At 71.8% G+C, this 26328-nt stretch carries 25 protein-coding genes; 15 read left to right on the forward strand and 10 right to left on the reverse strand.

What is annotated here, in order from left to right:
- Positions 1-134 precede the first annotated feature (134 nt).
- From D581_RS0102695 to D581_RS0102710, 4 genes are all read left to right on the forward strand, one after another.
- Complete coding sequence (locus tag D581_RS0102695; RefSeq protein ID WP_018955689.1) at positions 135-887, forward strand: LytR/AlgR family response regulator transcription factor; 753 nt, start codon at positions 135-137, stop codon at positions 885-887.
- 62 nt (positions 888-949) lie between these two features.
- A complete protein-coding gene (locus D581_RS0102700; RefSeq protein WP_047180039.1) occupies positions 950-1312 on the forward strand; it encodes a hypothetical protein in 363 nt (120 codons plus the stop codon).
- A complete protein-coding gene (locus D581_RS0102705; RefSeq protein WP_018955691.1) occupies positions 1309-2814 on the forward strand; it encodes a sodium/solute symporter in 1506 nt (501 codons plus the stop codon). The genes D581_RS0102700 and D581_RS0102705 overlap by 4 nt, the downstream gene beginning before the upstream one ends.
- The gene (locus D581_RS0102710; protein ID WP_018955692.1) at positions 2811-4004 is read left to right on the forward strand and encodes a histidine kinase; all 1194 of its coding nucleotides are present in this window, start codon (positions 2811-2813) and stop codon (positions 4002-4004) included. The genes D581_RS0102705 and D581_RS0102710 overlap by 4 nt, the downstream gene beginning before the upstream one ends.
- A 9-nt stretch (positions 4005-4013) precedes the next feature.
- On the opposite strand, the gene D581_RS0102715 is transcribed toward D581_RS0102710, so the two are convergent.
- Positions 4014-4514 (reverse strand): hypothetical protein, encoded by a 501-nt coding sequence (locus D581_RS0102715; RefSeq protein WP_026290125.1) that lies wholly within the window; start codon positions 4512-4514, stop codon positions 4014-4016.
- A gap of 112 nt (positions 4515-4626) precedes the next feature.
- On the opposite strand from D581_RS0102715, the gene D581_RS0102720 reads away from it, so the two are divergent.
- On the forward strand, positions 4627-4824 hold the full coding sequence (locus tag D581_RS0102720; RefSeq protein ID WP_018955694.1) for a zf-HC2 domain-containing protein: 198 nt from the start codon (positions 4627-4629) through the stop codon (positions 4822-4824).
- On the opposite strand, the gene D581_RS0102725 is transcribed toward D581_RS0102720, so the two are convergent.
- Positions 4758-5330, reverse strand: a complete 573-nt coding sequence (locus D581_RS0102725; protein ID WP_018955695.1) for a sigma-70 family RNA polymerase sigma factor — start codon at positions 5328-5330, stop codon at positions 4758-4760. The two genes, D581_RS0102720 and D581_RS0102725, sit on opposite strands and share 67 nt — an antisense overlap.
- 268 nt (positions 5331-5598) lie before the next feature.
- Here D581_RS0102725 and D581_RS0102730 point away from each other — a divergent pair, with 268 nt between their 5' ends.
- Complete coding sequence (locus D581_RS0102730; RefSeq protein ID WP_018955696.1) at positions 5599-6795, forward strand: CapA family protein; 1197 nt, start codon at positions 5599-5601, stop codon at positions 6793-6795.
- 7 nt (positions 6796-6802) lie between these two features.
- Here D581_RS0102730 and D581_RS0102735 read toward each other — a convergent pair whose 3' ends face one another.
- On the reverse strand, positions 6803-7264 hold the full coding sequence (locus D581_RS0102735) for a universal stress protein (protein WP_018955697.1): 462 nt from the start codon (positions 7262-7264) through the stop codon (positions 6803-6805).
- A gap of 152 nt (positions 7265-7416) precedes the next feature.
- Here D581_RS0102735 and D581_RS0102740 point away from each other — a divergent pair, with 152 nt between their 5' ends.
- Positions 7417-8268, forward strand: coding sequence for a polysaccharide deacetylase family protein (locus D581_RS0102740; RefSeq protein WP_018955698.1), 852 nt, complete (start codon positions 7417-7419; stop codon positions 8266-8268).
- Positions 8269-8300: 32 nt separating this feature from the next.
- On the opposite strand, the gene D581_RS0102745 is transcribed toward D581_RS0102740, so the two are convergent.
- Positions 8301-8963, reverse strand: a complete 663-nt coding sequence (locus D581_RS0102745) for a class F sortase (protein ID WP_018955699.1) — start codon at positions 8961-8963, stop codon at positions 8301-8303.
- A gap of 360 nt (positions 8964-9323) precedes the next feature.
- Here D581_RS0102745 and D581_RS0102750 point away from each other — a divergent pair, with 360 nt between their 5' ends.
- Complete coding sequence (locus tag D581_RS0102750) at positions 9324-9806, forward strand: hypothetical protein (RefSeq protein ID WP_018955700.1); 483 nt, start codon at positions 9324-9326, stop codon at positions 9804-9806.
- A gap of 91 nt (positions 9807-9897) precedes the next feature.
- On the opposite strand, the gene D581_RS0102755 is transcribed toward D581_RS0102750, so the two are convergent.
- Both D581_RS0102755 and D581_RS0102760 read right to left on the reverse strand, forming a co-directional pair.
- A complete protein-coding gene (locus D581_RS0102755) occupies positions 9898-10455 on the reverse strand; it encodes a hypothetical protein (protein WP_018955701.1) in 558 nt (185 codons plus the stop codon).
- A 182-nt stretch (positions 10456-10637) separates the two neighbouring features.
- Positions 10638-11402: a bestrophin-like domain gene (locus D581_RS0102760; RefSeq protein WP_018955702.1), complete on the reverse strand. Its 765-nt coding sequence runs from the start codon at positions 11400-11402 to the stop codon at positions 10638-10640.
- Positions 11403-12784: 1382 nt separating this feature from the next.
- Between D581_RS0102760 and D581_RS0102770 the strand changes: the two genes are divergently transcribed.
- Together D581_RS0102770 and D581_RS0102775 are read left to right on the forward strand one after the other, a co-directional pair.
- On the forward strand, positions 12785-13603 hold the full coding sequence (locus tag D581_RS0102770; protein WP_026290126.1) for an SAM-dependent methyltransferase: 819 nt from the start codon (positions 12785-12787) through the stop codon (positions 13601-13603).
- Positions 13600-15774, forward strand: coding sequence for a putative bifunctional diguanylate cyclase/phosphodiesterase (locus D581_RS0102775; protein ID WP_018955705.1), 2175 nt, complete (start codon positions 13600-13602; stop codon positions 15772-15774). Before D581_RS0102770 ends, D581_RS0102775 begins: the two co-directional genes overlap by 4 nt.
- Before the next feature lie 41 nt (positions 15775-15815).
- Here D581_RS0102775 and D581_RS0102780 read toward each other — a convergent pair whose 3' ends face one another.
- The gene (locus tag D581_RS0102780; RefSeq protein ID WP_018955706.1) at positions 15816-16712 is read right to left on the reverse strand and encodes a LysR family transcriptional regulator; all 897 of its coding nucleotides are present in this window, start codon (positions 16710-16712) and stop codon (positions 15816-15818) included.
- 132 nt (positions 16713-16844) lie between these two features.
- Between D581_RS0102780 and D581_RS0102785 the strand changes: the two genes are divergently transcribed.
- The 3 genes from D581_RS0102785 to D581_RS0102795 are packed head-to-tail and all read left to right on the forward strand — an operon-like array spanning position 16845 to position 20207.
- Complete coding sequence (locus D581_RS0102785; RefSeq protein WP_018955707.1) at positions 16845-17513, forward strand: succinate dehydrogenase; 669 nt, start codon at positions 16845-16847, stop codon at positions 17511-17513.
- Position 17514: 1 nt separating this feature from the next.
- The gene (locus D581_RS0102790; RefSeq protein ID WP_018955708.1) at positions 17515-19464 is read left to right on the forward strand and encodes a fumarate reductase/succinate dehydrogenase flavoprotein subunit; all 1950 of its coding nucleotides are present in this window, start codon (positions 17515-17517) and stop codon (positions 19462-19464) included.
- Complete coding sequence (locus D581_RS0102795; RefSeq protein WP_018955709.1) at positions 19461-20207, forward strand: succinate dehydrogenase/fumarate reductase iron-sulfur subunit; 747 nt, start codon at positions 19461-19463, stop codon at positions 20205-20207. The genes D581_RS0102790 and D581_RS0102795 overlap by 4 nt, the downstream gene beginning before the upstream one ends.
- Before the next feature lie 66 nt (positions 20208-20273).
- Here D581_RS0102795 and uvrA read toward each other — a convergent pair whose 3' ends face one another.
- Together uvrA and D581_RS0102805 are read right to left on the reverse strand one after the other, a co-directional pair.
- Positions 20274-22688, reverse strand: coding sequence for an excinuclease ABC subunit UvrA (gene uvrA, locus D581_RS0102800; RefSeq protein WP_018955710.1), 2415 nt, complete (start codon positions 22686-22688; stop codon positions 20274-20276).
- A gap of 109 nt (positions 22689-22797) precedes the next feature.
- Entirely contained in the window at positions 22798-23868 is a 1071-nt protein-coding gene (locus tag D581_RS0102805; protein WP_032752458.1) for an MsnO8 family LLM class oxidoreductase, read from the reverse strand.
- A 129-nt stretch (positions 23869-23997) separates the two neighbouring features.
- On the opposite strand from D581_RS0102805, the gene D581_RS0102810 reads away from it, so the two are divergent.
- Complete coding sequence (locus tag D581_RS0102810; RefSeq protein WP_026290128.1) at positions 23998-24465, forward strand: phosphatase domain-containing protein; 468 nt, start codon at positions 23998-24000, stop codon at positions 24463-24465.
- Here D581_RS0102810 and D581_RS0102815 read toward each other — a convergent pair whose 3' ends face one another.
- Positions 24466-24681, reverse strand: a complete 216-nt coding sequence (locus tag D581_RS0102815; RefSeq protein ID WP_018955713.1) for a dodecin — start codon at positions 24679-24681, stop codon at positions 24466-24468.
- 204 nt (positions 24682-24885) lie between these two features.
- Here D581_RS0102815 and D581_RS0102820 point away from each other — a divergent pair, with 204 nt between their 5' ends.
- Complete coding sequence (locus tag D581_RS0102820; protein WP_018955714.1) at positions 24886-26139, forward strand: extracellular solute-binding protein; 1254 nt, start codon at positions 24886-24888, stop codon at positions 26137-26139.
- Positions 26140-26328: the final 189 nt, after the last annotated feature.

The following is a 26328-nucleotide window of genomic DNA, read 5'->3' on the forward strand; positions in this document are numbered from 1 at the left end:
TGCCGCGTGCCGCGTGCCGCGTGCCGCGTGCCGCGTGCCGCGTGCCGCGTGCCGCGTGCCGCGGTACGGGTACGACCCGGGATCCGTTCACGTCCCGGCCCTGATCCGCCCCGCACCCCCTAAACTCCGGCCTCATGCTGCGCGTACTCGCCGTCGACGACGAACAACCCGCCCTGGAGGAACTCCTCTACCTCCTGCGCGCCGACCCCCGTGTCCGCAGCGCCGAGGGAGCCACCGGCGCGACCGAGGCACTGCGCCGCATCGGTGGCGCGGTGGACGCGGGCCCCGACGACCCGTCCGCGATCGACGTGGTCTTCCTCGACATCCACATGGCCGGTCTCACCGGCCTCGACGTCGCCCAGCTCCTCGCCGGCTTCGCCGCACCCCCGCTCATCGTCTTCGTCACCGCGCACGAGGGCTTCGCCGTCCACGCCTTCGACCTCAAGGCCGTCGACTACGTCCTGAAGCCGGTCCGCCGCGAACGCCTCGCCGAAGCCGTCCGACGGGTCGCCGAGCAGGTGGGGGAGCGGTCCGCACCCGTCCACGACAGCGCGGGTGACCAGATCCCGGTCGAGCTGGGCGGCGTCATCCGTTTCATCCCCATCGACGAGATCGCGTACGCCGAGGCCCAGGGCGACTACGCCCGTCTGCACACCGCCGCCGGCAGCCACCTCGTCCGCATCCCGCTCACCACCCTGGAGGAGCGGTGGCGCTCCCGGGGCTTCGTCCGGATCCACCGCCGCCACCTCGTGGCGCTCGGCCGGATCGACGAGCTGCGCCTGGACGCGGGCAGCATGAGCGTGCGCATCGGGGAGGCGGAGCTGGCCGTCAGCCGCCGCCACACCCGCGCCCTGCGCGACCTCCTGATGCGCCCGGGCGGCCGCTGACCTGGGGGGTTCTTCGCCGAACCCTTCCCAGCACGGCCCGCCGACGCCTACACTCCGAGCCCATGTCCGCAGAGCCATCGCCCCGGCGCGAAGTGGTCACGGGGGAGCCGCGGCGGGTGCGCCCGCTGCCCCGTTACCGCACCCAGTCGGAGATCGACGAGCAGACCGCTCTCGGCGGCGCCTATGTGCGATCGCTGATGCGCGGCCAACTGCGCGCCGGGCTCACCGTCTTCGGCGTCCTCGCCCTTGTCGCGGGCACCCTGCCGCTCCTCTTCGCCGCGCTGAACAGCTCCGCCCTCGTCTGGGCGGTGCTCGGCTTCGCCACCTACCCGCCGCTCACCCTGGCCGCCTGGTGGTACGTCCGCAGGGCGGAGCGCAACGAACGCGACTTCGCCCGGCTGGTGGAGGGCCGCCCCGCCCCGTGAGCACCCCCGACCACATGGCGTCCTGGGTGGCGGTCGCCCTCGTCGTCCTCGCCACCGTCCTCGTCGGCGGCTTCGGCCTGCGCATCTCCCGTACGACCTCCGACTTCTACGTCGCCTCGCGCACCGTGCGGCCCCGCCTCAACGCCGCCGCGATCAGCGGCGAATACCTCTCCGCCGCCTCCTTCCTCGGCGTCGCCGGGCTCGTCCTCGTCCACGGCCCCGACATGCTCTGGTACCCGGTCGGCTACACCGCCGGATACCTGGTGCTCCTGGTCTTCGTCGCCGCCCCGCTGCGCCGCTCGGGGGCGTACACCCTGCCGGACTTCGCCGAGGGACGGCTCGAATCACGGCAGGTCCGCCGACTGGTCAGCGCCCTCGTCGTCGGCGCGGGCTGGCTCTACCTCGTGCCCCAGCTCCAGGGCGCCGGCCTCACCCTCAAGATCCTCACGGGCGCTCCGGGGTGGCTCGGCGACGTCCTCGTCGCCACCGTCGTGACCGCCGCAGTCGCCGCCGGCGGCATGCGCTCCATCACCTTCGTCCAGGTCTTCCAGTACTGGCTGAAACTCACCGCGCTCCTGGTCCCCGCTCTCTTCCTGGTGCTCGCCTGGCAGGGCGACGGCCGGCCCCGGGTCAGCTTCGACGACCAGCTCGCCGTCTTCCGCGCCGACCATCCGCTGTACGCCACCTACGGGCTGATCGTGGCGACCTTCCTCGGCACCATGGGTCTGCCGCACGTCGTCGTCCGCTTCTACACCAGCCCCAACGGCCGCGACGCCCGCCGCACCACCGTCGCCGTTCTCGCTCTGGTCGGCCTCTTCTACCTGCTGCCGCCGATCTACGGAGCCCTCGGCCGGCTCTACACGCCCGAACTGCGGTACGGCGGAGACGCGGACGCCGCCGTCCTCCTCCTGCCCGCCCGCGTCATCGGCGGACTCGGCGGCGACCTCCTCGGGGCGCTGATCGCCGGCGGGGCGTTCGCCGCGTTCCTGTCCACCGCCTCCGGGCTCACCATGGCCGTCGCCGGAGTCATCACCCAGGACGTCCTGCCCTCGCGCGGGGTCCGCCACTTCCGGCTCGCCACCGTCCTCGCCATCGCCGTACCGCTCGCCGGTTCCCTGCTGGTGAGCCGGGTGCCGGTGGCCGACGCGGTGGGCATGGCCTTCGCCGTCTCCGCCTCCTCCTTCTGCCCGCTGCTCGTCCTCGGCATCTGGTGGCGGCGGCTCACCCCGCCCGGGGCCGTGGCGGGGCTGCTGCTGGGCGGCGGCTCCGCGCTCGTCGCGGTGGCCGTCACCGTCAGCGGAGCCGTACGCCCGCCGGGCTGGCCGCACGCCCTGCTCGCCTGGCCCGCCGTCTGGTCCGTCCCCGTGGGGTTCCTCGCGATGATCCTCGTCTCGCTCGCCACACCGGGGCGGATACCCCCCGGCACCAACGCCGCCATGACCCGCTTCCACCTGCCCGAGGCACTCTCCTCGGCGCGGTCCGCCGCGGGGCGGGAACGATGACCGGGGCCGCGATCGCCGTTCTCGTCGTGGTGCCGGCCGTGCTGCTGCTCGTCGCCGGGTATCTGGTGGGCCGCCGCACCGCCCGACCGCTGCGCCCCAGCGACGTCGGCACCCCCGTCGAGCACGCCACGTTCGAGACCCTGCACACCGCGTCGCTGGCCGCCCCGCCGCTGCGGGCCGGCCTCACCGAGGAGAGCGCCCGGCGCGCGGCCCGCCGGCTGCGCTCCCTGCTCGGCACCGACGCCCTCTGCCTCACCGACCGGGACCGGGTGCTGGTCTGGGACGGCGCCGGGCACCACCACGGCAAGGACGTCATGGAGCAGCTGAAGGTGCTCCTGGACAACGGCCGCCGCACCGCCTTCGACAGCGGCTGCGCCGACCTCGACTGCCCGCTGCGCTGGGCCGTCGCCGTTCCGCTCACCGTCGAGAACCGGGTCCTGGGCGCGCTGGTCGCCTATGCCCCGCGCGAGTCGGCGGTACTGGCCCGGGCGGCGGGGGAGGTGGCCCGCTGGGTCTGCGTCCAGCTGGAGCTGGCCGAGCTGGACCGCTCCCGCACCCAGCTCATCGAGGCGGAGATCAAGGCCCTGCGGGCGCAGATCTCCCCGCACTTCATCTTCAACTCGCTCGCCGCCATCGCCTCGTTCGTCCGGACCGACCCCGAACAGGCCCGTGAACTGCTGCTGGAGTTCGCCGACTTCACCCGCTACTCGTTCCGCAGGCACGGGGAGTTCACCACGCTGGCGGACGAACTGCACTCCATCGACCAGTATCTGGCCCTCGTCCGCGCCCGCTTCGGCGAACGCCTCGCCGTGACCCTCCAGGTCGCCCCCGAGGTGCTGCCCGTCGCGCTGCCGTTCCTGTGCCTCCAGCCGCTGGTGGAGAACGCCGTCAAGCACGGCCTGGAAGGCGCGGTCACCCGCAGCCGCATCACCATCAGCGCCCTGGACGCCGGCTCCGAGGCCGAGGTGGTCATCGAGGACGACGGAACGGGCATGGACCCCGAACGGCTGCGGCAGATCCTGCGCGGCGAGGGCGGTGCCTCCACCGGCATCGGCCTGCTCAACGTGGACGAGCGGCTGCGTCAGGTCTACGGCGACGACTACGGCCTGGTCATCGAGACCGGCGTCGGGGCAGGCATGAAGATCACGCTGCGGCTGCCCAAGTACCGTGCCGGGGTGCACGGTTCCTGAAGCAGGCGATCAGCACAGGCGGACGGCCAGATGCCCCAGCGGCAGCCCCAACTGCCAGGCGGGCGTCCAGACGCGGACCTCCTGGCTGTCGGTCTTGCAGCATCCGGGGCCGATCGCGTCGAGGTCCGTCGCGAGCAGTTCGGTCTCCTCCAGCCACCGCCAGGCCGCCCGCGCCAACGCCAGATCGGGGTCGCCCGGCTCGGTGTTCCGACCCGCCTCCGCCAGCCGCTCGCAGACCCAGGCGCGCCAGGTGCACTCGTACGCCGTGAGGCTCCGCAGCTCGTCCACCCGCGGCCCGGGCAGGGCCCGGCGGGCGGGAGCGTCCCGGGGGACTCCGCACAGGAACATCGTCAGCGCGAGGGCTTCGCGCCCCGCCCGGAACTCCAGGGTCGTCGGTTCCATCAGATCGCCGGTCCGTAACAGGTCGTCGGCGAGATACTCGGTGGACAGCCAGGTCATCGGTACCTGGAGCCCGTTCCCACCGCTCCCATCCGTATCCTCGGGACGCATCCCGTCTCGCCTCTTTCCTTGCTCGGTGCCGGGCTTCACGCAGCATTGAACCGGGGGCGCGCGCCCCGCGTGGGCAGAAGGGGAGGATCGCCCAGGAGATGCGAGGCAGTGAATGAGTGTCGACCCCGGCGACGACCCGCATGTGCGCCTGCTGCTGGGCGCGTACGTCCTGGACGCCCTGGACGCCGAGGAGACCCGTAGGGTCGCCCGCCACCTCCGGGGCTGCGACGGCTGCGCCCGGGTCTACGTGGAGATGGCCGAGGCCTCCGCCCTGCTGGCGCTGCTCCGGGTGGAGGACCTGCGGGAGTAGCCGGGCAGCGTCCGCGCGAGGACCCGCAGGGCGTAGTACGAGCGGGACTTGACGGTCCCCGCCGGGATGCCGAGCGCCTCGGCCGTCTCGCCGACGCTCAGCCCGCGGAAGTAGATCTGCACCAGCACCGCACGGTGCTCGGGGCTGAGGGTGCGGACCGCCTCCCGGACGTCCAGGGCGCGGACGGCCGAGTCCGCGGTGTCCAGGGCGTCCGGGGTGCTCTCCAGCACGGTGTCGCTGACCTCGACGGGACGGGCCTGCCGGGAGCGCCGCGCGTCGATGGCGAGGCGGCGGCCCACGGTGAACAGCCACGGCCGCATCGACGCGTAGGGCGCGTCGAAGGCCTCGGGGTGCTGCCAGGCGCGTACCAGGGTCTCCTGCACCAAGTCCTCGGCCCGCTGCCGGTCCCCGAAGGTCAGACCGAGGAGGAAGTGGAACAGCGCGGGGCCGTGCTCCCGCTGCAACTCGGCGAGGGTCCGCTCGTCGGTCGTCGTGGTGGTCTTCATGTACGCCCTCTCCCGCGGCGGCCCCTGGCGGCCTCGTTGCCGACTTGGCGTATACGAACGCATTCGGCGGCGCGGGAACAGGCGGTGCGCCGAGGCGTGCGACGAGCGGTCGCTCAGTGCGGCGAATGGTGCGGTGAACGGTCGAGGGGCCGTCGGGGTCGGCCGGTACGACCAGTTCAGCTAGGTATGCGGCAATGCTCCTTGCTTATCCGGTATGAAGATCTGTGTAGTCGGATGGTCGTAATCATCCGAACATGGAGTCGAGCAGATGACGCAGCGCATCCGACCGGGCACCGCGGCCGCCATCGCCCTCCTGCTCGCCGCGGCCACCGGCTGCACCGGGCAGCAGTCCCCGTCCCCCGCGCCGAGCGGGCCCCCCGCCGCCCGCGGCGCCGGCGGCCAGGACGCCGAGGGGCCCCGCCCGTTCACGCTCCTCGCCGCGGGCGACATCCTGCCGCACTCCTCCGTGATCGACCGGGCCGCCGCCGACGCGGGCGGCACCGGCTACGACTTCGCCCCGATGCTGGCGGGCGTCGCCCCGGTCGTCTCCGCCGCGGACCTGGCGTTCTGCCACATGGAGACGGTGTACGGCGAGGAGGGCGGCCCCTACACCGGCTACCCGAGCTTCAAGTCGCCGCCCGAGGTCGCCACCGCCCTGCGCGCCACCGGGTTCGACTCCTGCTCCACAGCCTCCAACCACACCCTCGACGACGGGGCCGCGGGGGTCTCGCGCACGCTCGGCGCGCTGGACGGGGCGGGCATCCGGCACGCCGGCTCCGCCCGCACCGCCGCCGAGGCCGCCCGGCCCACGATCCTGCCCGCCGGGCCTGGGAAGGGCGCGGCCAAGGTCGCCCACCTCGCGTACACCTACGGGACCAACGACATCCCGGTCCCCGCCGACCGGCCCTGGACGGTCAACGTGACCGACGAGCGCAGGATCATCGAGGAGGCCAGGGCGGCCCGGCGGGCCGGCGCCGACGTCGTCGTCCTCTCCGCGCACTGGGGTACCGAATGGCAGGACGAGCCCGACGCGACCCAGTTGGAACTGGCCCGGCGGCTCACCGCGTCCGCCGACGGGGGCCGCCCCGACATCGACCTGATCATCGGCACCCATGCCCATGTGCCGCAGGCGTACGAGAAGGTCAACGGCACCTGGGTGGTCTACGGGATGGGCGACCAGATCGCCGGAGCGATGATCAACTACGAGGGGGTCCAGGATCCGCGCGGCAACCAGAGCTCGATGGGCCGCTTCACCTTCGCGCCGCCCGCCGAGCCCGGCGAGCGCTGGACGGTGAAGAAGGCGGAGTTCGTCCCGCAGTGGTACGACACCGGCACCGGGCGCGCCGTCAACCTCAACGCCTCCCTCGACGAGGGGGCCGAGCACCTGCGCGAGGTCCGCGACCGCATCCGTACCGTCGTCCTCGGGCGCGGAGCGGAGAGCGACGGGCTCCTCATGGGCAGGTGAACGCTCCTCACGGCACCACGGTGACCGGCCAGCGCCCCGCCTTCACCAGGCGCACGGCCACCGAACCGACGAAGCGGTGCCCGGCCGACTCCGACGCCCCGACCACCACCGCGTCCGCCTTCAGCTCGTCGGCCGCCGTCACCAGCCCGTTGTACGGGTCGCCCCGGAAGGTGTGGAACTCCCAGCGCATGTCCCACGCGTCACTGAAGCGCTCGGTCGCCTCGCGGATCTGGGTGACCAGGTCCTTGGCGACCTCGCCCGTGGTGTCGCCCACCGGCACGCCCAGCGCCGCACCCGCCGTGATGACGGGCTGGACGTACACCAGGGCCAGCATGGCGTTCTGCCGGCGGGCCAGTCCGGCGGCGTAGGCCGCCGCGCGCATCGACGAATCGGAGCCGTCGAGCCCCGCGACGATCATCTTGGGGCCGTCCGTGCCGCGTTCGAACCGGTGAGGCTGCTGCTCTGTCACGGCTCCGAGGCTATCGGCTCGTCCCGGAGGGGAGGCTCCGGGACGCCGACCGGCCCGAATGGAGATGAACATACTGCGTCGATCGTGTACAAAACGGTCGATGGTCGGTGTCGGCGGCGGGAACAGACGTCCGGCCGTGCGAGCAGTTGGCCATGAGAAGTGATCACACCGGACCCGAGCGCCGCACCCTGTTGAGGGTCGCGCTCGGCCTCGGAACCGCCACCGCCGTCCACCTGGTCGCCGCCGATCCGGCCTCGGCGCCCGCTCGCTCCGCACTCGCCGCGAAGACCCCGCCCGCCGCGGCCGCGGGACCTCCGGGACACGTCCGGGGCCGGCCCTCCCCGTACCGGCTCGAACCGATGACGGCGAACACCCCGCCCAGGTTCAGACCGGCCAGGCCGCCCGTGCGCGTCCGGCCCTTCGAGCATCTCCCCGAGATCGGTCACTCGATGGTCCTGAGCTTCGACGACGGACCCGACCCGCTCTACACCCCGGACATCCTGGCCACCCTGCGCGAGCACCGGGTCCGCGCGATGTTCTTCGTCTGCGGAGAGATGGCCGACGGAAACCCGGACCTGCTGCGCGAGATGGCCGACGACGGGCATGTGGTGGGCAACCACTCCTGGTCGCACCCGCTGATCCCGAAGCTTTCCCGCCGTGCGATCCGCGAGGAACTGGGGCGCACCAGCGAGGTGGTGGACCGGGCGCTCGGGGCCCCGCCGCTCTGGTACCGCGCGCCCTACGGCGCGTGGAACCGCAACTCCTTCGAGATCGGGGCCGAGCTGGGCATGGAGCCCATGGCCTGGACCGTGGACACGCTCGACTGGAAGACGCCGGGCACCGGCCGAATCGTCCGCCGGGTGCTGGACGGAGCGGCGCCCGGCGTCGTCGTCCTGTCGCACGACGCGGGCGGCGACCGCTCGCAGAGCGTCGCGGCCCTGCGCCGCTATCTTCCCCGGCTGCTGGACTCCGGCTACCGCATCACGGTGCCGCGCCGCCTCTGAGCCGGGGGCGCCGTCGTGTGGGAGCGCCGCTGTCAGCGGGTGTCGACGAGCCGGGCGAAGACCACCACGTTGCCGTCGTAGCCGCCCGCCTTGGAGTAGCCCCCGCCGCAGGTGATGACCCGCAGCTCCGCGTGGCCGGTGTCGCCGTAGACCCGGGGGCCGGGGAAGTCGTTCTTGGAGAAGACCTCCACCCCGTACACCTCGAAGATCCCGACCCGGCCGTCGTAGCGGGCGACCTCGACCCGGTGCCCCTTCTGGAGCGAGCCGAGGCCGTAGAAGACCGCGGGCCCGGACATGTTGTCGACGTGGCCGACGACCACGGCGGTGCCGCGCTGGCCGGGGGCGATGCCGTTCTGGTACCAGCCGGCGAGGTTGGGGTCCTCGGCGGGCGGGGCGTCGATCCACCCGTTGGCGTCCAGGTTGACGTCGATGACCGGGGCGTCGACGTCGATGGACGGAACCTTCACCCGGGAGGCCGGGGCGTACGGCAGCGGCTGCACCGCCTCGCCCTCCACCGGCGGCCCCGCGGTGTCCTTGCCCAGGTCCAGCGAGGCGGCCGCCGCGGGCTGCGGGGGGCCCGCCTCCCCGAACTCCGTGCCGTTGCGCATGAGGGCGAGGCCGCTGAGCAGCACCAGGGCGACCGCACCCCATGGCACACGTCTGGTCCGCTCGGCGCCAGCGTAGTCCCGGCCCATGGTTCTCCCTTCGTCGCGACGCTGTGAACGCTAAGGGCGTCGGGTCCGGGCGGCGATCAGAGAGGGGCGAACGGGTGGCGGCGGGGGCGGGCCCCTTGCCGGGCCCCGGCCGGATGCCTGCCGGATGCCTGCCGGATGCCTGCCCATCGGAGTAATGAGCAGATAAAAGTTCTGACGGGCTGTGACCTGCGACTCCGTCAGTTCCGCGGGTTTTCGTACGGCGTGTCGCGTCACCGGGGTGGAGCAACGCCGAAGTGCGAGCCTCCGGTCCGCTGGTGAGTGTTCGTCATGGGAGGCGTTCTCGTCGATCCAGCCCGGGGGACAAGCCCCCGGGGGCGTTTCCCGCTGGAGGTTCACACGATGCGTGTCTCACGCGCTCTCGCGGTCACCGCGACCGCTTTCGCGGCCGTCGGGCTGGCGGCTCCCATGGCCGCCGCCACCAACGGCCCGGTCAACGTCGCCGTCAACCCTCACTCCGTCCACCAGGGCGGCACGCTGAAGATCACCGCGCAGGGCTGCGGTCACGGCGGCAAGGTCTGGTCGAACGCGTTCCCGACGACCACCCTCTCGCCGGGTGACGGCACCAACTACGCCCATGCCCGAGTCCGGAACAACACCACGCCGGGGCAGTACCACCTCTCCGTGAAGTGCAGCGACAACGACCGGATCGCGACGCACAAGTTCACCGTGCTCGCCGGCAACCCCTCGCAGGGCGGGCTCGGCGGCTCGATGGGGCCGAGCTCCGTGGAGATGCAGGTCGGCGGCGGTCTGGTGGCCGCGGCGGCCGTCGGCGGCGCGGTCTTCCTCGTCCGGCGCCGGACGACGAGCCATGCGGCGTTCTAAGGCGTCGAACCTCCCGCCCGGCCCGATACGCCCGTCGCCCCGAGTCCTGGATCAGGACCCGGGGCGACTGTCGTGCGCCGCATGCTCGCGGTCAGTGGCGGCGGTCGGCGGTGCGGCGGCGCGCGAAGTAGAGGGTGCCCGAGGCCGCCACGGCCACCAGGGCCGCTCCGGCGGCGACCTCCACCGTGTCGGTGGAGCCGGAGCTTCCGCCGAGGCCGCCGCGCACGCCGCCCGGGATGAGCGCCGTCGAGCTGGCGGTCGGAACGGTGGTGGGCCTGGGGGTGGGGGTGCTCGTGGCGCCGCCGGTGATCGTCAGGTTGACGTTGCGGGAGGTGCCGGTGGAGCCACACGCGAACGTCACCGCGTACACCGCCCCCCGGCGGGCGTCCGTGTCGATGGTGGCGGTGGCCGTCGTGGAGCCGCTCGGGATGGTGGTGGTGTCGAAGACGCCCGAGGAGACGGTCGTCTCGCCCGTGCAGCCGCCGGCGCCGAGGGTGACCCGGCCGCCGGGTGCGATGACCGACGGGGCGATCGTCGGGTTGAACGTGCTGGTCGCCCCGTCCGGCGCGGCGTGGGCGGCGGACGGGGCCAGCAGCGTCAGGGCACTGGCGCCGAGCAGGGCGAGCGGTGCGACACGTATCGCGCGCATGGTGGATCCTCCGGGTTCGCCGAGGGGCAGCTGCGGAACCAATTTCCACATAGCAGGAAAAATGCACCTCGATGCCCGACACGCTAGGAGGGGTCTCCCCGGCCCGCGATCGGGGTCCGGCGAATGGGTCAGCGGTGTCCCCCAGCCGGCTCACCGGCCGGCTCACCGGCCGGGGCGCCGACTCAGCGGGCGGCCCCCGGGAACATGTCGAGGAACGGGTCCGCGGTGGCCGAGATGCCCCGGCCGAAGGGCGCGTCGAAGTCCCAGATCAGAAAGAGCAGGAAGGCGATCAACGCGCTGAACAGGCCGGCCAGGAGCAGTTCGCGGAACGTTCTGCGGATCTGGAGGGTGAAGATCAGCCCCACGGTCACCAGCGCCCCGATGATCAGCCCGAACCAGACCACCCCCGGCATCGTCGCCCCGGCGTTCTGCGCGCGTGTGCTGCGGGCGTCGTCCGCAGCCGCCACCTGGTCGACCAGCGGCTGGTAGGCCTGCCCCTCGTGATCGGTCCTGGGCGCGTAGTCGGTGACGTCCGCCCGTACCTTGTCCAGCAACTCGGTGCCGCGCTCGGTGAGCGTGTTGTGCTCGGACATCACCTTCCACTCGTCGTGCACCACATGGCTGACATAGGCGTCGACGTCCGCGCGGATGCGGTCGCGGACCTCCACCGGGTAGACGGAGGCGCGCGCCTGCACCTCGTGCAGCGCCTGCGCTTCGACGCGGACGGACTCCTGGGCGGCGCTGCGTCCCTCCCAGACCCCGGCGATGGCGAGCCCCAGGACGATCGCGTAGACCACGCCGATCATCATCGTCATGTATTCGATGACGTCGGGCGTCTCGGACGGGTCGTCGTCATCCCCGATCCGCCGGTTGTTCAGGACGGCGATGGTGAGGACGACCGCGCAGGCGGACGCCATGGCAATGCTCAGGACGAGCCATTCGGACATGCATCTCTCCTGGTCAGCGGGATGATCGCGGCCGCAGCACGGCAACGGCGAACACCGCCGGGGCGGTGATGAGCAGCGTCAGGGACACCAGCGACGGTCCGCTCCGCGGCTGTTTGCGGGCCGGTTTGCGGTACGCCGGCAGCGCGACGGACCGGGGGCGCGGTGGCTCGGTCCGCTCCGGTGGCTCCGGCGACGGCGAGGGATTCGATGGCGGTGCGGGCGCGGGAGCGGGAGCGGGAGCGGGTGCCGGTGGCGGGGGAGGAGGCGGCGGAGGTGAAGGCGGAGGTGGAGGCGTCGGTTCCGTGACCACCGGCGGCGGCGGTGGAGGCGGCGGTTCCGCGACCACCGGCGGCGGCGGTGGAGGTGGGGGTGGCGGCGGAGGCGGCGGGGGAGGCGGCGGTGGGGGTGGCGGCTTCGGTGGTGGCGGTGGTGGTGGCTCGGAGACCGCGACACAGTCTCCGTCGCCCGCCACGGCGACCGACGAACTGCCGTCTCCCTGCCCGATCGTGGCCACCGCGCAGCTGTCGGCGGTGGCGGGCAGCGGTACGGCTGTCAGCCAGAGAAGTGCGGCGACCGTCGTGAGCCGCGCGATGCGTGATCCGTACACGTCCGCGAGCATGATCCACGCTGCGGGGGAACACGCGACACCTGCCGTTGATTCGCCTGATCGTGCGGTTAATGGGCCATTCGTGTTTGACCGGTGGACGTCGCCTCGCCGAATTCTTCTCGGCATTCCTTTGAACACGCCCCCGTCGGCGTCTCGCACCCAGGAGCATGAACGGCGCGGTCCCGCACCGGGAAGCGGTACGACGAAGCACCAGGGGAGTCGACATGAACACCTGGCGCGACGCCTCGCTCGCGCCCACCGCCGCGGCTCGGTCGACGCTCACGACGGCGTGCGCTCGGGTGCGGGGCGACGCACCACCCGCCGCCAGTCCGTGGGCAGCGCCGCTCCGGTCCAGCAGCCCGCCGGCAGCGGGTACGGACCGGTGGGCGGTGGATACGGGCCGAGGCCGAAGCGGAGGCGGAGGCGGAGGCGGCGGAATCCGGGGAGACCGGTCAACTCGCCGTTCAGGAGGGCAGGAAGCTCGGAAGGGCGCTCACCGACAGTGCGGGCTTCACGCTCTTTGGGTTCGACGAGGACACACCGCCCAGGAGCCCCAAGTGGCCCCGAATCACAGGGAAACGGCGTCCGGAGTGCCGGTCCGTCGCTGTTCGCATACGCGCAGCGACGGATCGCCCGCAGATGCCACCGGAGTGTGACCAATAACGGATCGCTAATTTCCGTTTCCACTCGCTCTCTTGGCGGCCGATCAGTAGCCTCTGGTCAACACTGACCATGAACATGGCCGGATCGCCGTGGCGACTTGTTGGAGACATCGATGGAGCGTCCCGCCTGGGCACCGCAGGGCATTGACATTTCGGTGCCAAGCGTGTCTCGCATGTACGACTTCTATCTGGGCGGATCGCACAATTTCGAGGTGGACCGGGAAGCCGCGCGCAAGGCCATGGAGTTCCTTCCGGGCCTTCCCAAGATCATGCAGGCCAATCGCGCCTTTATGCGCAGGGCCGTCCGCTACGCCGTGGACACCGGCATCGACCAGTTCCTGGACATCGGCTCCGGCATACCGACCTTCGGCAACGTCCACGAGGTCGCCCAGGCCGCCGACCCCGGGGCCAAGGTGGCCTACGTCGACCACGACCCGGTCGCCGTCGCTCACAGCCGGGCCGTCCTGGAGGGCGTCGACCGCGCGGTCATCGCCGCCGCCGACCTGCGCCGTCCCAAGGAGATCCTGACGAACCCGGAGATCACCGGGCTGCTGGACCTGGAGCGGCCGGTGGCGCTGCTGCTGGTCGCGGTCCTCCACTTCGTGGAGGACGCCGACGACCCGCGCGGCGCGGTCGCCGAGCTGCGCGAGTCACTGGCCCCCGGCAGCCTGATCGTCCTGACCCACGCCTCGTACGAGGGCATCCCGCTGCCCGAGGAGGAGGCCGCCGGCACGGTCGGCGTCTACCAGAACATCCGCAACCCGCTGATCATGCGCTCGCGCGAGGAGATCGGCCAGTTCTTCGAGGGCTACGAGATGGTCGAGCCGGGGCTCGTGTCGATGCCCGAATGGCGGCCCGACACCCCGCAGGCGCCGGAGCAGGAAGACCCGTACGCCTTCTCGGGCTTCGCAGGGGTTGGGCGCAAGGCGTGACCATTCCCGCCCAGACGTCCGGGGAACCGGACGCGGAACCCGACGGTCCGGAAGGCCGGCTGCGGAGATTCGCCAGAATCTGGAGCCGGGCCATCTTCCCCCTGACGGCCACCTCTCTCACCCGGCCGGAGTTCGAACAGCATCTGCTGCCCCTGGCACGCGAGCTGAACGGCATCCTGCACGCCCACCCCTTCGACGCCTCGCCCGCCCAGCGGATCGGCGAAGCCCTGATCGACGCGCACTGCACCGACCCGGACGCCCTCAGCTCCACGCTCGGCGTCGTCGACTCCTACCTCGTCCTGTACTGCGGCGGCACCGGGCCCGGCGCGCTGTCCACCGAGGACGGCCGGGCCCGCTGCGCCCGGATCCAGCACACCCTCGCCGCCGGCTTCACCGGGGCCCTGCGCGAGCGCACGCTCGCCGAGCAGGAGGCCATCGCCCGCTCGGCGCTGACCGCCCGCTCGGACGCCGAACAGGCCCTGCACGCCACGGAGGCCCGGTTCCGCGCGGTCTTCGAGGACGCCGCCGTCGGCATCGGCGTCGCCGACCTGGACGGCAACATCCTGGAGATCAACGACACCCTCACCAAGATGTTCGGCGGTCTTGAGCACCACGTCCGCAGCCACAAGGTGAACGAGTGGGTCCACCCCGAGGACTCGCCGCAGGTGTGGAAGTACTACGACGAGCTGGTACGCGGCGAACGCGACCACTACCGGGTCGAGAAGGCGTACTACCGCAACGACGGCACCGTGCTGTGGACCAACCTCACCGTCTCGCTGCTGCGGGATTCCGAGGGCCGTCCCGAGTACCAGCTCGCACTGATGGAGGACACCACCGAGCGGCGGCTGCTCCATCTGCGCCTGCGCTACGAGGCCACCCACGACGCGCTCACCGGGCTGCCCAACCGGACGCTGTTCTTCGAGCGCCTGGAGAAGGCCCTCGCCGCCCAGGAGGGAATCCGCTTCGGCCTCTGCTACCTGGACCTCGACGGCTTCAAGGCCATCAACGACAGCCTCGGCCACGCGGCCGGCGACCGCCTCCTGGTCGAGGTCGCCGACCGGCTCCAGAGCTGCGCCACCGCGCCCGGCGAGATGGTCGCCCGGCTCGGCGGCGACGAGTTCGTCGCGCTCACCACAGGACCGGACACGGCCGAGGAGGTGGACGAGCTGGCCGGCCGCATCCTCAACGCGCTCGCCTCCCCCATCCGCCTCGACGGCCGAGAGCTGACCGTCCGCGGCTCCATCGGCGTCGTCGAGGGGCCCTCCGGGGAGCGCAGCGCCGCCGAGGTGCTGCGCAGCGCCGACATCACGATGTACCGGGCCAAGGCGGCGGGCGGCAACCGCTACCAGCTCGCCGACGCCGAGGCCGACGCGCGGGCCATCACGCGGCACGGGCTGACGACCGCGCTCCCGGCCGCCCTGGACCGGGGCGAGTTCTTCATCGAGTACCAACCGCTCGTGCACCTGGGCGACGGCACGGTGCACGGCGCCGAAGCCCTCGTACGGTGGTGCCATCCGCAGCACGGGGTGCTCGGCCCCGACCGGTTCATCCCGCTCGCCGAGCACACCGGGCTCATCGTGCCGCTCGGGCGCTGGGTGCTGGAGGAGTCCGTACGGCAGGCGAACTTCTGGCAGGAGCGGCACAGCGACGGAGGACCGCTGCGGATCAACGTCAACCTCTCGCCGACCCAGCTGCACCACCCCCGCCTCGTCGCCGAGACCGTCGACGTGCTGGAACGTTCCGGTCTCGAACCGGGGGCGCTCTGCCTGGAGGTGACCGAGTCCGCCCTGATCGGCGCCGACGACGATCTCCTCAAGCCGCTGCGGCAGCTCGCGGAGATGGGCGTCGACATCGCGCTCGACGACTTCGGCACGGGCTACTCGAACCTGGCGAACCTGCGCAGGCTGCCGGTGAGCGTGCTCAAGCTGGACCGTTCGTTCACCCGGGGCATGCAGCAGCACCCGGCGGACCCGGTCGATCTGAAGATCGTCGAGGGCATCGTGTCGCTGGCCCACAGCCTGGAGCTGGCCGTCACGGTGGAGGGCGTGGAGACGGGCGCCCAGGCCGAGCAGCTGCGGCTGCTGGGCTGCGACACCGCACAGGGCTGGTACTACGCCCGCCCCGGGGCTCCGGACCGCATCCACGCCCTGCTGCTGGCGGACGCGGTCTGAGTCCGGCCGGGGCGCGGAGGACCCTTCGCGCCCCGGCCCGGTCAGCCCGGAGCCGGCCGGAGCTCCAGCAGCATCCGCTGGAGCTCGCGCGCGGCCCGGGGCGGAGCCACGTCGCTGCGGTGCGCCAGCGCGATCGTGCGCCGCAGCCCGGCGCCGGCCAGCGGGGTCCTCCGCAGGTCGCTGCCCGCCCGGGCGGCGGCCATGCTCGGCACCACGGCGATGCCGAGCCCCGCCCGTACGAAACCGAGCACCGCGTCCATCTCGCCGCCCTCGACCGTGAACGTGGGCTCGAAGCCCTCCGCGCGGCACGCGGCCACGGTCAGCTCCCGCAGGTTGTACCCGTGCCGGAACATCACCAGCGGCGCCCCCTCCAGATCCGCGATCCGGATCCGGCCGCCCCGCCCGGGGGGCGGTTCAGCCGCCGAGGACACCACCACCAGGTCCTCGTGCAGCAGTTCCACCGTGGTCAGCGCGGGAGAGGCGGCCGGCATGGGCAGCACCACCAGCGCCAGGTCGAGCGCGCCCCGCGCCAGCTGACGCACCAGGTCGTGCGAGCCGCCCTCCTCCAGCAGCAGCCGTACCCCCGGATGACGGTCGTGGAAGGCGCGCAGCATGTCCGGCAGCAGCCCGGTGCACAGGCTCGGCGTCGCCCCCAGCCGCACCCGGCCGCTGCGCAGCGAGACCAGCTCCTGGACCTCCTGCCGCGCCGTCTCCGCGTCGGCGAGGATCCGCCGGGCGAGCGGCAACAGCGCCTCGCCCGCGTCGGTGAGGGCGATGTTGCCCCGGGCCCGGCTGAACAGATCAGCGCCCAACTCCGTCTCCAGCGCCCGGATCTGCTGGGAGAGCGAGGGCTGCGACACATGCACCGCCTCGGCGGCCCGGGTGAAGTGCCGGGCCTCGGCGACGGCCACGAAGTAGGTGAGCTGTTGGAAGTGCACCCTTCGACCCTACCGGCTGTCGATAGCGAACGCCTATGGAGATGAGCCAGGCCATGTCTTGGACTGATCGGGCTGTTCGCCCCTACCGTCGTGTCCATGGCATTGGCAACGCGGACGGACCGACGGCCGTCGATGACGCGTACGCTCTGGGACTCGACCGTCGGCAAGAAGACGATCATGGCCGTGACCGGTCTGGTCATGCTCGGATATCTCGTCGCCCACATGGTGGGCAACCTGAAGATCTTCTTCGGACCCGGCGAGTTCGACGGGTACGCCCACTGGCTGCGCACCATGGGCGAACCGGTACTGCACTACGAGTGGGCGCTGTGGCTCGTCCGGGTGGGGCTGGTCGCGGCCGTCGTGCTGCACGGCGTCTCCGCGTACCAGCTGAGCCGGCGCGACATCAGGGCGCGCCCGGCCAAGTACGTCCACAAGAGGCCCCGGGCGAGCTACGCCACCCGGACCATGCGCTGGGGCGGGATCATCCTGGCGCTCTTCATCGTCTGGCACATCCTCGACCTGACGACCGGCACCGTGCACACCAGCTTCGAGGCCGGGCACCCCTACCAGAACGTCATCGACACCTTCTCGACCTGGTACGGCAACGTCATCTACATCGTCGCCGTGCTCGCCATGGGCCTGCACGTCCAGCACGGCTTCTGGAGCGCCGCGCAGACCCTGGGCGTCGGCAACGCGACCCGCGACCGCATCCTGAAGACCCTCGCCAACCTCCTCGCAGCAGTGCTGACGGTGGGCTTCATCTCCGTACCCGTCGCCGTCATGACCGGAGTGGTGAGCTGACATGCCCGACTACACGCAGTACGCCACGGGCGAGCCCGTGGTCGACACGAAGGCCCCCGAGGGCCCCGTCGCCGAACGCTGGGACACCCGCCGCTTCCAGGCGAAACTCGTGAACCCCGCCAACCGGCGCAAACACACCGTCATCGTCGTCGGCACCGGTCTCGCCGGCGGAGCGGCCGGCGCCACACTCGCCGAACAGGGCTACCACGTCGTCCAGTTCTGCTTCCAGGACTCGCCCCGGCGCGCCCACTCGGTGGCCGCCCAGGGCGGCATCAACGCCGCGAAGAACTACCGCAACGACGGGGACTCCATCCACCGGCTGTTCTACGACACCGTCAAGGGCGGCGACTTCCGCGCCCGGGAGTCCAACGTCCACCGGCTGGCGCAGATCTCGGTGGAGATCATCGACCAGTGCGTCGCCCAGGGCGTCCCCTTCGCCCGGGAGTACGGCGGCCTCCTCGACAACCGTTCCTTCGGCGGCGTCCAGGTCTCCCGCACGTTCTACGCGCGCGGCCAGACCGGACAGCAGCTCCTCCTCGGCGCGTACCAGGCGCTGTCCCGGCAGATCGCGTCGGGCGGCGTCGAACTCCACGCCCGCACCGAGATGCTGGACCTGATCGTGGTCGACGGAAAGGCGCGCGGCATCGTCGCCCGCGACCTGGTCACCGGGAAGATCGACACCTACTTCGCCGACGCGGTCGTCCTGGCCACCGGCGGCTACGGCAACGTCTTCTACCTGTCGACCAACGCCATGAACTCCAACGCCACCGCCGTCTGGCGGGCGCACCGGCGCGGCGCGTACTTCGCCAACCCCTGCTTCACCCAGATCCACCCCACCTGCATCCCGCGCACCGGCGACCACCAGTCCAAGCTCACGCTGATGAGCGAGTCGCTGCGCAACGACGGCCGCATCTGGGTCCCCAAGGCCAAGGGCGACGACCGCCCCGCCAACAAGATCCCCGAGGACGAACGCGACTACTACCTGGAGCGGATCTACCCCGCCTTCGGGAACCTGGTGCCCCGCGACATCGCCTCCCGCGCCGCCAAGAACGTCTGCGACGAGGGGCGCGGCGTCGGCCCCGGCGGACAAGGGGTCTACCTGGACTTCGCCGAGGCCATCGGCCGGATGGGCCGCAAGGCCGTCGAAGCCAAGTACGGCAACCTCTTCGACATGTACCAGCGGATCACCGACGAGGACCCCTACACGGTCCCCATGCGGATCTACCCCGCCGTGCACTACACGATGGGCGGCCTCTGGGTCGACTACGACCTCTCCACCACCATCCCCGGCCTCTTCGCCATCGGCGAGGCCAACTTCTCCGACCACGGGGCCAACCGCCTCGGCGCCTCCGCCCTGATGCAGGGCCTCGCCGACGGCTACTTCGTCCTGCCCTCCACGATCAACGACTACCTCGCCCGCAATCCGCACACCGACACCGTGGACGCGGCGCACCCCGCCGTCGCGGAGGCCGTGGCGGAGACCGAGGACCGGCTCAACCTGCTGCTCTCCGTCGACGGCGACCGCACCCCCGACTCCTTCCACCGCGAGATCGGTGAACTCATGTGGGAGTACTGCGGAATGGCCCGCACCGAGGACGGCCTGCGCACGGCGCTCGCGAAGATCCCGGAGATCCGCGAGGAGTTCTGGCGCCGCATCAAGGTCCCCGGCACCGGCGAACAGTTCAACCAGTCGCTGGAGAAGGCGAACCGCATCGTCGACTACCTGGAGCTCGCCGAGCTCATGTGCCTCGACGCCCTGCACCGCGCCGAGTCCTGCGGCGGCCACTTCCGCGCCGAGTCCCAGACCCCGGACGGCGAGGCCGAGCGGCGCGACGAGGAGTTCTCCTACGCCGCCGCCTGGGAGTTCACCGCCACCGGCGGCGCCCCTGTCCTGCACAAGGAAGACCTCGTCTTCGAGTACGTCCACCCCACCCAGCGGAGCTACGCATGAAGCTCACCCTGCGCGTCTGGCGCCAGCGCAACGCCGAAGAGCCCGGCACCATGGCCACCTACGAAGTCGACGGCATCTCCGCCGACATGTCGTTCCTGGAGATGCTCGACACCCTCAACGAGGAACTCACCCTCGCCGGGGACGAGCCGGTCGCCTTCGACCACGACTGCCGCGAGGGCATCTGCGGCGCGTGCAGCCTCGTCATCAACGGCGACGCCCACGGCCCGGAGCGCACCACCACCTGCCAGCTCCACATGCGGTCCTTCGCCGACGGCGACACGATCGACATCGAGCCCTGGCGGGCCTCCGCCTTCCCGGTCATCAAGGACCTGGTCGTGGACCGCTCCTCGTTCGACCGGATCATCCAGTCCGGCGGCTACATCTCCGCCCCCACCGGCACCGCCCCGGACGCCCACGCCACCCCGGTGCCCAAGCCGGACGCCGACTTCGCCTTCGAGCACGCCGAGTGCATCGGTTGCGGAGCCTGCGTCGCGGCCTGCCCCAACGGCTCGGCGATGCTGTTCACCTCGGCGAAGGTCAACCACCTCAACGTCCTGCCGCAGGGCGCACCCGAGCGCGAGACCCGCGTCCTGGACATGGTGGCCCAGATGGACGACGAGGGCTTCGGCGGCTGCACCCTGACCGGCGAGTGCGCCACGGCCTGCCCCAAGGGCATCCCGCTGCCCTCGATCGCCGCGATGAACAAGGAGTGGCTGCGGGCGACCCGTAAAGTCCGCCGCTGACAGAGGAGTTGATCCCGTACGGACCCGGGCCCGCACCCGGAGCCGTACGGGATCAACGCCGTACGTTCAGCGCCGCAGCGCCTTCGCCAGATACGGCGCCGTACGGCTCCCGGCTTCCCGCGCCACCTCCGCCGGGGTGCCGGACGCGACGATCCGGCCGCCCCGGTCACCCCCCTCGGGACCCAGGTCGATGACCTGGTCCGCCCCCGCCACCACGGCCATGTCGTGCTCCACGACCACCACCGTGCTCCCGGCGTCGACCAGGGAGTGCAACTGCCGCATCAACACCTCCACATCGGCCGGATGCAGCCCCGTCGTCGGCTCGTCCAGCAGATACAGCGTGTGCCCGCGCCGGGTGCGCTGGAGCTCCGCCGCCAGCTTGATGCGCTGCGCCTCGCCGCCGGACAGCTCCGTGGCGGGCTGGCCGAGCCGCAGATAGCCCAGGCCCACGTCCAGCAGGGTGGTCAGCGCGCGCTCGGCGGCCGGTGTCCCGGCGAAGAAGGACGCCGCCGACTCCACGGTCAGCTCCAGGACCTGAGCGATCGTCAGCCTGTTCAGGGTGACGTCCAGGGTCTCCGGGTTGTACCGCGCGCCGTGGCAGTCCGGACAGGGCGCGTAGGTGCTCGGCAGGAACAGCAACTCCACCGAGACGAACCCCTCGCCCTGGCAGGTCTCGCACCGCCCGCCGCTCACGTTGAACGAGAACCGCCCCGCCGTGTACCCCCGCTCCCGCGCCGCGTCCGTCCCCGCGAAGAGTTTCCGCACGGCGTCGAACAGACCGGTGTACGTGGCCAGATTGGACCGGGGCGTACGGCCGATGGGCTTCTGGTCGACCTGGACGAGCCGGTCCACCGCCTCCAGACCGGTGGCCGCCGCGCAGTACCGCGCACCCGGCCCGGGCTCCTCGCCGGCCTGCCGGTCCGCCAGCACCCCGGCGAGCACCTGGCCGACCAGGGTCGACTTGCCCGAGCCGGACACCCCGGTCACCGCTGTGAACACCCCGAGCGGGAACGCCGCGTCCACGCCCCGCACATTGTGCCGCTCCACGCCGGAGAGCCGGATCCACCCGGTCGGCGTCCGCGGCTCCCGTACCGGCGCGGGCCCCTCCTCGAACAGGAACCGCCGCGTCGCCGACTCCGGCACCCGGGCCAGCCCCTCGGGCGGCCCGCTGTGCAGCACCCGCCCGCCGTGCTCGCCGGCCAGCGGACCCACGTCCACCAGCCAGTCCGCCCGCCGCACCACGTCCATCTGGTGCTCCACCACGAAGACCGAGTTCCCCGCTTCCTTCAGCCTGCCCAGCACCCCGAGCAGCGCCTCGGTGTCCGCCGGGTGCAGCCCGGCAGACGGCTCGTCGAGAACGTAGACGACGCCGAAGAGCCCTGACCGCAACTGTGTTGCCAGCCGCAGCCGTTGCAGCTCCCCCGAGGACAGCGTCGGGGCCGTCCGGTCCAGGCTCAGATAGCCGAGCCCCAGCTCCGTCACCGTCCCGATCCGCGCCAGCAGATCACCTGTCAGCACCCGGGCCGTCTCCTCGCCGCCCGCCCCCGCGCCGGCCAGCACCTCGGCCAGTGCCGACAGCGGCAGCCCGGCCAGCTCCGCGATGGTCCGCCCCGCGAAGCTCACCGCCATCGCCTCCGGCCGCAGCCGGCTCCCGCCGCACACCGGGCACGGGGCACTGGTCAAGAACCGCTCCGCCTTCGCCCGCAACGCCCGGCTCTTGGTGTCGGCGAAGGTGTGCAGCACATAGCGCCGCGCGCTCATGTACGTGCCCTGGTAAGGGCGCTGGATCCGGCCCGCGTCCCGCACCGGATGCACCGTCACCACAGGCTGGTCGTCGGTGAACAGGATCCACTCCCGGTCCTTCTCGGGCAGCTCGCGCCACGGGCGGTCGACGTCGTGGCCCAGCGCGTCCAGCACATCGCGGAGGTTCTTGCCCTGCCACGCCCCGGGCCACGCGGCGATCGCCCCCTCCCGGATCGACAGCGAGGAATCCGGGACGAGCAGTTCCTCGTCCGTCCGGTGGACGCGCCCCAGCCCGTGGCACTCCGGGCACGCCCCGACGGCGGTGTTGGGGGAGAAGGCGTCGGAGTCGAGGCGCTCGGCCCCCGGCGGATAGTCCCCGGCACGGGAGAAGAGCATGCGCAGCGAGTTGGAGAGCGTCGTCACCGTTCCGACGGAGGACCGGGCCCCCGGGGCGGAGCGCCGCTGCTCCAGCGAGACGGCGGGCGGCAGCCCGGTGATCTCCCCGACGGCGGGCGCGCCCACCTGGTGGATCAGCCGCCGGGCGTAGGGGGCCACGGACTCGAAGTAGCGGCGCTGGGCCTCCGCGTAGATGGTCCCGAAGGCGAGCGAGGACTTCCCCGACCCCGACACGCCCGTGAACACGGTCAGGGTGTCGCGTGGGATGTCGACCTCGACGTTCTTGAGGTTGTGCTCGCGGGCGCCGCGCACGCGGACGTACGGATCGTGGGGGGAGTGCATGGGGCTTCGGCTCCGTACGGGTGGGTTCTGACGCCTGACGGGACGCCTGACAGGACAAACAGTCCGATTCTAGGCGTCGGCACCGAGGACGGCCCCCGGGCCCCGGCGGCTATCGGACGTCGAGGCTCCGCAGCGGCGCCCGCTCGTCGGCCCGGTCCCGGTCCCGGTCCCGGTCCCGGGGCCGGGCGATGCGGGAGAGCCGCCGCAGCGAGTCCACCAGGCCTTCCCGGTCGTACGTACTGGTCGTGACGAGCACCTCGTTTGCCCCGGTCTCCTCGATCGCCCGCTCCAGCTGACCTGCCACCTGGTCCTCGGTGCCGTGGACATGGCCGTCGAGCCCCCGCTCGTACAGGCTCCGCTCCTTGGCCGTCATGGCGAGGGCCTCGACGCGCTCGGCCGGGGCCAGCGGCGGGAAGTCCCCGCGCGTACGGGAGTACGCCATGGCCCACGCCTCCGGTGCGAGCAGCCGGCGGGCCGCCTCCTCGGTGCCGGCCACGGCCACCGTGCCCGCGACGATCACCTCGGGCCGCTCGGCGCGGGCGGAGGGGCGGAAGTCGCGGCGGTAGACTTCGATGGCGCGCAGTACCTTCTCCCGGCCGCGCAGATCACCGATGACGAGGGGGAGCCCCGCGGCCGCGGCGACCGACGCGCCCTCCCCGATCGCCAGGACGTAAGCGGGGATGCGCAGGCCCTCCGCCGGACGGGCGTGCACCCCGGGGTGGGCCTGCTGGGTGCCGTCGATCCAGCCGAGCAGTTCGGCGAGCCGGCCGGGGAAGTCCTCGGCGTCCTCCTTGCCGTGACCGAGCGCCCGGCGGACGCCGTCGGTGAACCCCACGGAGCGGCCGAGCCCCATGTCGATCCGGCCGGGAAAGAGAGAGGCGAGCACCCCGAACTGCTCGGCGACGACGAGCGGCCGGTGGTTGGGCAGCATCACCCCGCCGGTGCCGACCCGGATGGCGGAGGTCGCGGCGGCGACGGCGGCGGCCAGCACCGTCGGCGCGGACCCCGCGACCCCCGGCACGCCGTGGTGTTCGGAGACCCAGAAGCGGTGGAAGCCCAGCGCCTCCGCCTCCCGGGCCAGGTCGACGGTGTCGCGCAGCGCCCGGGAGGCGTCGTGCCCCTCACGGGTGCGGGAACGGTCCAGGACGGAGAAGCGGGTCGAGGCGATCACAGAGCTCACGCTCCCTTCAACACCGCCGCTCCCCCAGGATTCCCGTGAACGCCGCGGCTCCCGGATTTCCGCGCCACGGCCGACGCCGGGGGCCGACGGGCTTCCTAAGCTGGGGGAGCGGACAACGACGCACGGCCGCTGGCCGTATTCGACCTGGACGGCACGCTCGCGGACACCGCCCACCGGCAGCACTTCCTGGAAGGCCCGAAGCGCGACTGGGCCGGCTTCTTCGCTGCGGCCGTGGAGGACCCGCCGCTCGCGGAGGGCGTACGGATGGTGCTCGCGAGCGCCGAGGAGTGCCGAATCGTCTATCTGACCGGACGCCCCGAGCGTTGCCGTCGCGACACCGTGCGCTGGCTGAGCCGTCAGGGGCTGCCCGAGGGCACGCTGTTCATGCGGCGCAACGACGACCGGCGCCCCGCACGCCGGACGAAGCTGGACATCCTCCGGCAGCTGGGGCGGAGGGGGCAGGTGCGCATGCTCGTGGACGACGACGAGCTGGTCTGCGACGCGGCCCAGATGGCCGGATTCACTGTGGTGCGCGCCCGCTGGGCCGACCCGTCGGCGGTGCTGAAGGATGCCCAGGAACGCGAGGGGCGTACCTGATCAGGCGCTTTCGTCGAGCCGGAAGCCTACTTTGAGGCCGACCTGATAGTGAGCGATTCGGCCATCTTCGATATGGCCTCGAACTTGATTAATCTCGAACCAATCGAGATTGTGCAACGTTTCCGCCGCTCTTGCGACGCCGTTCCGGATCGCCTCGTCGATGCCCTCCTCGGAGGTTCCTACGATCTCGGTGACCCGATAGGTGTGGTTCGCCATTGTTTGTCTCCTCTCCTGTGGCCACGTTGCCCCAATCCGAGCTCTCCCGCGAGGGGGAGAACGGGGGGAATCGGGGCGGGTGTCCGCCTTGACCTTCTGAAAGGTCCATACCAAAATTCAGCCAACCACCCGTGCGAGCGCCGCCCGCAATCCCCCCACACCGGGTCCCGATTTCGTTTGTGCCGTTTCGCAGAAGGTGACCACGTGAAGAACCGCATCCTGGCCGGAGCCATCGCGCTTGTCTCGTCCGTCGCACTCGGTGGATGCGGCTTCATACCGGGCTCGGGCGGCGGTGACCGCACGGTGACGGTCTGGCTGATGAAGGACAGCGTCTCGCCCGGCTTCCTGGACAAGTTCACCCGCTCGTACGAGGAGGAGAACCCCTCGATCGAGCTGGACTTCAAGATCCAGGAGTGGAGCGGCATCGGACCCAAGGTCCTCTCCGCGCTGGAGGGCGACGCCCCGGACGTGATCGAGGTCGGGAACACGCAGGTCGCGCAGTACGCGGAGAGCGGCGGTCTGCGCGATCTGACCCTCGAATCGATGCGCGACCTGGGCAGCGAGGACTGGCTGCCCGGCCTGGCCCAGCCCGGCAGCATCAACGGCGTGCAGTACGGCATCCCCTGGTACGCGGCCAACCGGGTGGTCATCTACAACAAGGACATCTTCGAGGAGGCGGGCATCGACTCCGTCCCGAAGACGCGCGCCGAGTGGATCGCCGCCACCGAGAAGCTCAACAGGGCGGGCAACCAGGGCATCTACCTGGCAGGTCAGAACTGGTACGTGCTCGCCGGTTTCATCTGGGACGAGGGCGGGGAACTCGCCGACGAGAACGGCGGCGACTGGCAGGGCGCCCTGGACTCTCCGGAGGCCCTGGCGGGCATGGAGTTCTACCAGGAACTGCAGGCGCTCGGCGACGGACCCACGGATGCCGACGAGGAGAAGCCCCCGCAGACCGACGTCTTCGCCAAGGGCGACGTCGCGCAGATCATCTCGACTCCGGGCAGTGCCGCGCTCATCGAGCAGAAGAATCCCGAACTCAAGGGAAAGCTCGGCTACTTCCCCATTCCCGGCAAGTCCTCGAAAGCCCCCGGCTCGGTATTCACCGGCGGTTCCGACCTCATCGTCCCGAAGAAGGCTGACGAACGCACCGCCGGCATCGCCGTCGTCAAGGCGCTGGCGAGCGAGAAGTGGCAGACGGAGCTCGCCCGGGGCATGAGCTACGTCCCCAACAAGCCGAGCCTCGCCCATGTCATCGAGGGCGACGAGGGCACCGCGGCGATGGCCGAAGGCGCCACCCGCGGCCGTGCCACCCCCAACTCGCCCCAGTGGGCCAGGGTCGAGGCGGAGAACCCGATCAAGCCCTACATGACGGCCGTGCTCGAGGGCGGCGACCCGGCCCGCGAGGCCAAGGCCGCCTCCGAGCGCATCACCGCCCTGCTCGCCGGCAGCGGCTGATCCCACCCGGACGGAGTCCACGGGGGAAAGGTCCACGGGAGAAGGGGTCCACGCGGCACGGAGTCCACAGGACAAGGCCCACGCGGCACGGAGTCCTCGCGACACGGTGTCCCCGGGTACGACGCGGTGTCCCCGGGTAATCGTGTCCCTGGGGATTCAGCCGTCGCACATCCCCGCTCTCCACGGCGG

The sequence above is a fragment of the Streptomyces sp. CNB091 genome, from assembly GCF_000377965.1.

Bases quoted from the DNA above. Each gene is read 5' to 3' on its own strand.
- D581_RS0102695 (WP_018955689.1), top strand. From the start codon at position 135: ATGCTGCGCGTACTCGCCGTCGACGACGAACAACCCGCCCTGGAGGAA.
- D581_RS0102700 (WP_047180039.1), top strand. From the start codon at position 950: ATGTCCGCAGAGCCATCGCCCCGGCGCGAAGTGGTCACGGGGGAGCCG.
- D581_RS0102710 (WP_018955692.1), top strand. From the start codon at position 2,811: ATGACCGGGGCCGCGATCGCCGTTCTCGTCGTGGTGCCGGCCGTGCTG.
- D581_RS0102715 (WP_026290125.1), bottom strand. From the start codon at position 4,514: ATGCGTCCCGAGGATACGGATGGGAGCGGTGGGAACGGGCTCCAGGTA.
- D581_RS0102720 (WP_018955694.1), top strand. From the start codon at position 4,627: ATGAGTGTCGACCCCGGCGACGACCCGCATGTGCGCCTGCTGCTGGGC.
- D581_RS0102725 (WP_018955695.1), bottom strand. From the start codon at position 5,330: ATGAAGACCACCACGACGACCGACGAGCGGACCCTCGCCGAGTTGCAG.
- D581_RS0102730 (WP_018955696.1), top strand. From the start codon at position 5,599: ATGACGCAGCGCATCCGACCGGGCACCGCGGCCGCCATCGCCCTCCTG.
- D581_RS0102740 (WP_018955698.1), top strand. From the start codon at position 7,417: ATGAGAAGTGATCACACCGGACCCGAGCGCCGCACCCTGTTGAGGGTC.
- D581_RS0102745 (WP_018955699.1), bottom strand. From the start codon at position 8,963: ATGGGCCGGGACTACGCTGGCGCCGAGCGGACCAGACGTGTGCCATGG.
- D581_RS0102750 (WP_018955700.1), top strand. From the start codon at position 9,324: ATGCGTGTCTCACGCGCTCTCGCGGTCACCGCGACCGCTTTCGCGGCC.
- D581_RS0102755 (WP_018955701.1), bottom strand. From the start codon at position 10,455: ATGCGCGCGATACGTGTCGCACCGCTCGCCCTGCTCGGCGCCAGTGCC.
- D581_RS0102760 (WP_018955702.1), bottom strand. From the start codon at position 11,402: ATGTCCGAATGGCTCGTCCTGAGCATTGCCATGGCGTCCGCCTGCGCG.
- D581_RS0102770 (WP_026290126.1), top strand. From the start codon at position 12,785: ATGGAGCGTCCCGCCTGGGCACCGCAGGGCATTGACATTTCGGTGCCA.
- D581_RS0102785 (WP_018955707.1), top strand. From the start codon at position 16,845: ATGACGCGTACGCTCTGGGACTCGACCGTCGGCAAGAAGACGATCATG.
- D581_RS0102790 (WP_018955708.1), top strand. From the start codon at position 17,515: ATGCCCGACTACACGCAGTACGCCACGGGCGAGCCCGTGGTCGACACG.
- D581_RS0102795 (WP_018955709.1), top strand. From the start codon at position 19,461: ATGAAGCTCACCCTGCGCGTCTGGCGCCAGCGCAACGCCGAAGAGCCC.
- uvrA (WP_018955710.1), bottom strand. From the start codon at position 22,688: ATGCACTCCCCCCACGATCCGTACGTCCGCGTGCGCGGCGCCCGCGAG.
- D581_RS0102815 (WP_018955713.1), bottom strand. From the start codon at position 24,681: ATGGCGAACCACACCTATCGGGTCACCGAGATCGTAGGAACCTCCGAG.